Below are 6547 nucleotides of genomic sequence, written 5' to 3' on the forward strand. Positions count from 1 at the left end.
CTTTAGTGGCGCGGAGCGCTTTGCATCAACATGAGTGCGGGAGTATGTCACTTAAAATGACTACACCAGTCTTGTTCAGCACCAATCTATTGGGTTAGCGCAACACCAGGGCTAGAGCAGTCCCTTGGGATCCCGTCTCGACCAACCGCAAGTCCCCCCCGTGGGCCTGCAGGATGCGCCTGGCGATATATAGCCCCAGACCTCCTGAGCCGGTTGGGTAGTGGTGGCCGGCAATATGAATGGGCTGGGTCACGTAGGGTTGGGCCAACTCTTCTAGGGGAGCCGGCAAGCCGGGGCCATCATCCTGCACCTGGATCTGGTGGGGGCTGACGATTAACACCACCGCATGGCGTGCGTAGCGCAAGGCGTTGTCCACCAGATTCACCAGCGCCCGCTCCAGCTCTGCCTCATCGGCGTTGCCCCACCCTTCTCCTTCGACTCGCAGATCGATCCCCCGCTCCTGGGCCAGGGATCCCATGCGCTCGGCCACCTTTCTGGCCAGGGATCCCAGATCACAAGGCCGAGGATGCAACTCGATCTCTCCCCGCTCCAGGCGGTGAGCCTCCACCATTTTCTGCACCAGAGAGAGATTGTGTTGATTTTCCTGCAGGATGCGATCCAGCAGAGCGCGACGTTGCTCCGGATCGAGCTGTTGATCCTGTTTAAAGGCGCTCAGCAGGTGCCCAAAGGCGATGAGGGGAGTTTTCAGGTCGTGAACCAGGGTGGCGGTAAAGGCTTCTCGCCGCATTTGGTCGATCTGGATCTGGCGCAGCAACTGGGCAAAGGCCTGCCGCAAGATCAGGGCTTCCTGGGGATCCCCGGGGCGGAGCAGCAGATTCCAACGGGCGGGCTGGTTAATCAAGGTTTCCAAATGAGCCAACTCGCGGGCCAGCAGGGTGAGGGGGCGCAAAATCATGGAGGACAGAGCATAGCCCACCACCGCCGACAGCACCGCCAGCAACGGGATCCACAGCAGCAGCAGGAGGATCCCTTCAGTGCTGAACTGCGTGTCGGGCCAGATCCACTGCACCGACAGGATGAAAACCAAGTTGGGGACGAACGAAAGGCTGGCAATGACCAATGCCACCTGGGTGCGCAGGCTGTGGGGAAAGCGGCGGCGCCAAAACTCAAGTAGGCGGAGTAGTTGCTGTTTCAAACTCGGTGTGCTCGCTTTGACAAGACCTGCTTGAATAGTGAACCAACCGTAGGCAAAGAATAAACATCCCCTCACGGTCAAGGCTGAAGAGTTCTTTCCTAGGTCTTAGAATGACCGTTATGTCTTGAGCCACTTCATCCCCATGAATAAAGAAGGATGCCGTAACCCCAGCTTTTAGGATACCCAGCTACCCCATTCTTTAGAGAAGCCGCGCCGTATTCCGGTTGGCAAAGCTGTGGACATCACGGCAAAGAAAGACAGCTTGATCCCCAGGCGTAACCAACGTTGAGCAATCATAGTCGTTTCAGGTTAGGGTGAGGCGCCTGGGCCATTGAGAAAAGCCTTTGGCCGCATGCATTATTGCTCGGCAACGCTGACGCGACGACGCGACCAACGTTTTGGGTGTAGTGTCCCAGTTTGGGTCAAAGGACTACAAGTTCAACAGATTCAACAGATCAAGATCGAGGGGCAGAGCGGAGCTCTCAAGCTCCTGAGGCATGAAAAAACCTCCGGGAGTCTGTCCGTGTTTCGACCCCAGAGGCTTCTTCTCTTCACTCCTCACCACTATTGAGCGTAGCCGCCCTTCCAAAGGCTGTCAAGCACTTTCCCATTGGGGTTGGCGTGTGGGAAATTGCGCTAGGGTGGCACTGCCGTACAGGATCATCTGCTGGGGCTGCAAGTTCACCCGGTCTACCCGCAGCTCAGTGCCTCGCAAGGCGAGCCGATCCAAATCCAGAAGCTCATTCAGGCAGCGTACCAAAGCTTGGCTCAAGGCCAGCTCCTCTTCTGTACCGCTTTCAAACACTGGATCTGTAAAGCGGATGCGACGCCGCTCCAGCACCTCAACCTGGGCGGAAAAACCGACGCAGAAAGCCCTGGCTTCTCCCTGCTGTACATTTGCCTGGAATTGCAGTCGTCGCGCCGGGGTGATGCTGATATGGACGTGATGGAAGGATAGGGGGCTATCATCCTGCTTTCCTAAGGCCAGCCTATTCAGCACAAAAGGTGTGTTAAACGATTGCGCCAGATCGTCTTCGCTCAGCACCACGCGCATTGTGGCCTGTACTGGCTGGCGCAGCTTGATCTTCCCCTGCCAAATTTGGCTGAAATCGATGGCCACCGCATTGCAGAATAGCTCCAGAGCCGAAAGCCTCAGGCCGTTGTACATCTGCAGATGCTGGCCCAACAGTTCAAAGCTGTCGATACGACCCTGCAACAATTTGGCAACAGGCTCCACTCGCACGCGCGCCTCCAGCCGCTCTGCATGCTTAAAGAGGGCACGAATGGCTGCGCCTACCCCTCGGCTAACCCAATCGACAGCCATGGGATTCTGCAGGGAAAGTTGGGGCAGGAGTCCTGTAGCCATGGGAAAAGGTAAAGAGCGCCTACAGGGATCATAACCAACCATTAAGAAAAGTTACAACCTCCGCCGACGGAGAGGCTGTTCTCTCAGGAGTAGGTGCGTCCTTCCTGCATGGCCGAGCGGGCCACGGCTGCGATCCCCTGGTCGGTGGCGCGGGGCAGATGAAAGTACCGTCCGCCCGCCAATTCCGCCAGTTCGGCGCTGAAGCCGGTGGTTACAAAGCGGCTTTGGGAGTCGATCAAGAGCAGCTTCAACCCCAGGGCGCGGATGCGCAGGGCAATCTCCCGCAGCTCCTGCTTCAGGTCGATGGGATCCGTTCCCGACTGGGGTTTGCCATCGCTCCGTCCCAAAGAGCGGCTGAGGGGGATGTTGCCCCGACCATCGGTGAGGGCCACCAGCATCACCTGGCCCACGTCGCCGGCAGCACGGGCATTGACTCCCATCCGCACGGCTTGGGTGAGGGCATGGGCAAGAGGGGATCCCCCGCCGCAGGGCAGAGATTCCAAACGGCGGCGGGCCAGCTCAATGGAGCGGGTGGGGGGCAGCAGCACTTCGGCAGTTTCTCCACGAAAGGCGATGAGGGCCACCTTGTCGCGGTTCTGGTAGGCTTCTGTGAGCAGGCGCAGGGCCGCTCCTTTGGCCGCTTGCATGCGGTTGAGGGCCATGGAGCCGGAGGCATCCACCACAAAGATCACCAGGGCTCCGGCCTTGCGAACCAGCTTTTTGGCGCGGATATCGCTCGGTTCCACGACGACGGCGCGTCCCGGTTGTCGCTGGCGGCGGCTCTTCTGGTAGGGAGCAGCGGCTCGCAAGGTGGCATCGACGGCAATGCGGGGGTTGGATCCCTGGGGCAGGATGGGCTTGATGTAACGGCCCCGGTCGGCGCTGAACACCAGGCTGCGGGATCCCGTTTTCCCCTGTTGGTTGAGGGACTGGGCAAAGGCCAGCAGGCGCGGGTCGAGGGCAATGCGCTCCGGCTCGAAGAAAAACTCTTCCGGCAGACTCAGGTTTTCCGGTTGGAGATCCGTTTCCTCTCTATCTTCCCCATCCTTGTCGGGATCCGGCGGCGGGGGATCCGACTGTTGGGATGGTGGCGGGGGGGGAGGGGGGGGCTGGTCGGGGTCGTATTGGGCGCGGGGCAGCAGCACCAGTTGCACAGCCTGCTGCAGATCCTCGGCCAACAGGCGATCCCGTCCTTCCAGAGCTGCCAGGGCACAGGCGGCCCGTAGGGCAAACTGCTCTCCCCGATGGCCTTGGACATTGCCGCGGATGGCCTCTTGCACCAGGTAGTGGATCTGTTCCCGCTGGGGTTTGACCTGGGGCAGCCACTCTCGGGCCAGGACAATCTGGGTGCGGATTTCTTCCAGTTCTGCTTGGTGTTGTGCCAGAAAGGGTTCGGGGGCATCGCCGAATTGGCTGGCTCGCTGGGCAATCTCCCGCCGCTCCTCCAGGCTCAGATCCCGCTCCAGCGGCACCACCATGGCCATGCGATCCAGCAAGTGGGGGCGCAGGGATCCCTCCTCGGGGTTGTAGGTGGCCACCAGCAGGGGCCGACAGGGGTGTTGCAGGCTGATCCCTTCCCGCTCCAGGCGATTCACCCCATCGCCCACCACCGTCAGCAGCAGATCGGCAATTGAGTCATCCAGCAGGTTGATGTCGTCCACGTACAGCACACCCCGGTGGGCGGCAGCCAGCAGCCCCGGCTGAAAGACGGTTTCTCCCCGCTCCACCGAAGCTCCCACATCCACGGATCCCAGCAGCCGATCTTCGGTCACGCCCAGGGGAATCTGGACAAAGGGGGGCGATATCACTTGGGTGGGCGGCACCTCTCCGGCTGGGTAGCGAGCCTTGGCCCAGTCCGACCAGGTGTCCGGTCGCGCCGGATCGTCGTTGCAATAGGATCCCGCAATCACCTCGATGGGCGGTAGCAAGGCGTGGATCCCTCTGGCTAAAACCGACTTGGCCGTGCCACGCGGCCCCACCAGCACCACCCCCCCTAGGCTGGGATCCACCGCTGCCAACAGCAGAGCCAGCTTGGCCGCCTGCTGCCCCACCACAGCGGTGAGGGGAAAGGTACAAGGGGCGGATAGAGTTGCGGATCCCATGGGTAAAGCTTGGCGATCAAGATCCAATCGGGCCGATTCGCAGCGGACAGGGAGCTGCACACCCCAGTCTATCGCTTTAGGGAGTTCCCCGAGCGCTCCGCGCCGCTGACGCGACCACCCTAAATCCCTCTCCCAAGGGAGGTGGGCCGGAATCCAGGCCGCCAACGGCTTCACGGCGACTGGGAATGCTCCGGGTGGGCTACTGCCGTTTGGTGGTCATCTCTGCTCAAGATGGGCATTGCTTCAGCGGGTTGCAATCATCACGTGCTTGGTGATTTGGTAGTCGCGCACCGCCTCTGCCGAGAGATCTTTGCCAAATCCCGACTGCTTGAAGCCGCCATGGGGGGCCTCAGAGGCAATGGGAATATGGTCGTTGATCCAGACGGTGCCGAACTCTAGATCGGCGGCCAACTTCATCGCTCGTCCGATGTCCTGAGTCCACACAGAAGCCGCCAGCCCGTATAGGACGTCATTGCCCAGGCGTAGCGCTTCCGCTTCTTCACGAAACGAGCCGAGCGTGAGAACCGGCCCAAAAACCTCACTCTGTACGATCTCCGCCTTTTGATCAACATTGGCAATCACCGTGGGTTCATAGTAGTAGCCTTGGGCAAACTGGGAAGGGATCCGACCGCCGGTCAGCACCTTGGCTCCCTCTGCTTTGGCCCGCTCCACAAATCCCATCACCCGCTCCCGCTGGGCTGCTGAGACCAAAGGCCCCATCTCCACTCCCGCCTCGAAAGGGGATCCCACCGTTACTTTGCGCATGGCTTCTACAATGGCCTCTTGCGCCTGCGCCAGCTTGCTCTCGTGCACATAGACGCGGGTGGCTGCCGTACAGTCTTGGCCGGTATTGACGGTGGCAGCAAATGTGGCCTTGGCAGCAACGGTCTCTACGTCCGCATCCTCGAAGACGATAAACGGCGCTTTGCCCCCCAGTTCCAAATGCACCCGCTTCAGGGTATCTGCCGCTGTCCGCATCACCTGCTTGCCGGTGGCGGTAGAGCCGGTAAGGCTGACCATGCGCACCTGGGGGTGCTCCACCAGGGCTTGGCCGGTGGCATTGCCTCCGGTAACGATATTGACTACCCCGGGCGGGATCCCAGCCTCGGCGATCAGTTCCCCCAGCATCAGGGTGGTCAGGGGGGTGGCAGGAGCGGGCTTGAGCACCACCGTACAGCCGGCGGCCAGGGCGGGGCCGATTTTCCAGACAGCCATCATCAGCGGATAGTTCCAAGGGGTAATTTGCGCGCACACCCCCACTGGCTCTTTGCGAAAGAGGGAGGTGTAGCCCTTGGCGTATTCCCCAGCACTAAAGCCATGGATGTCGCGGGCGGCGGCGGCGAAGAAACGCAGATTATCCACCGCAAATGGCAGATCTCCCCCCAAGCTGAGGAACTCGTAGGGCTTGCCAGTGTTTTCCGATTCCAAGCGAGCCAATTCGGCGGCGCGAGCTTCGATTAGATCCGCCAATTTCCAGAGGGCCAGGGAGCGCTCGCCGGGGGTGAGTTTCGACCAACGGCCATCGTAGAAGGCTGTTTGGGCGGCCTGCACCGCCCGATCCACATCGGCAGGGCTGGCATCCACCACCTCTGCCAGTTTCTCGCCGGTGGCCGGGTTCTCGATGGTCATCAACCCCCCCCCTTGGCTATCGACCCATTGGCCGTCGATCCAGAGTTTGTAGGCCATAGCGATGTCCTCAACAGCTTGGTGAAATGGCTCTCCCCATTGTGCCGAATCTTTTTGGCTCGGCTTGAATCATAAGCTTCATTCAACTTTGGCAACTTTGGGGTGCAGAGATGGGATCCTTTGGGATTGGGATGGCCCAAACGGCTATTCGCAAAGCGGGCCGTAGACTGTGGCCAACGGCGCACTGGTGAGGATCCCGCATCTGCTAACTAACGGAGGTGCAGGGGCAATCAGTCC

General features: G+C 60.5%; 4 protein-coding genes. All 4 read right to left on the reverse strand.

The features are described 5' to 3' along the window. Nucleotides 1–94: 94 nt before the first annotated feature. On the reverse strand, nt 95–1156 hold the full coding sequence (locus NW818_RS12630) for a sensor histidine kinase (RefSeq protein WP_414424748.1): 1062 nt from the start codon (nt 1154–1156) through the stop codon (nt 95–97). Between the two features lie 595 nt (nt 1157–1751). Next, nucleotides 1752–2480 (reverse strand): DUF2993 domain-containing protein, encoded by a 729-nt coding sequence (locus tag NW818_RS12635; RefSeq protein ID WP_011432355.1) that lies wholly within the window; start codon nt 2478–2480, stop codon nt 1752–1754. A 125-nt stretch (nt 2481–2605) separates the two neighbouring features. Continuing rightward, nucleotides 2606–4624 (reverse strand): magnesium chelatase ATPase subunit D, encoded by a 2019-nt coding sequence (bchD, locus tag NW818_RS12640; RefSeq protein WP_414424749.1) that lies wholly within the window; start codon nt 4622–4624, stop codon nt 2606–2608. 243 nt (nt 4625–4867) lie between these two features. Further along, nucleotides 4868–6310 carry a gamma-aminobutyraldehyde dehydrogenase gene (locus tag NW818_RS12645; protein WP_414424750.1) on the reverse strand — a complete coding sequence of 481 codons (1443 nt, stop codon included), beginning with the start codon at nt 6308–6310 and terminating at the stop codon, nt 4868–4870. Between the last annotated feature and the right edge of the window lie 237 nt (nt 6311–6547).

This window comes from Synechococcus sp. R6-5, assembly GCF_047461775.1.
Classification (GTDB): Bacteria; Cyanobacteriota; Cyanobacteriia; order Thermostichales; family Thermostichaceae; genus Thermostichus.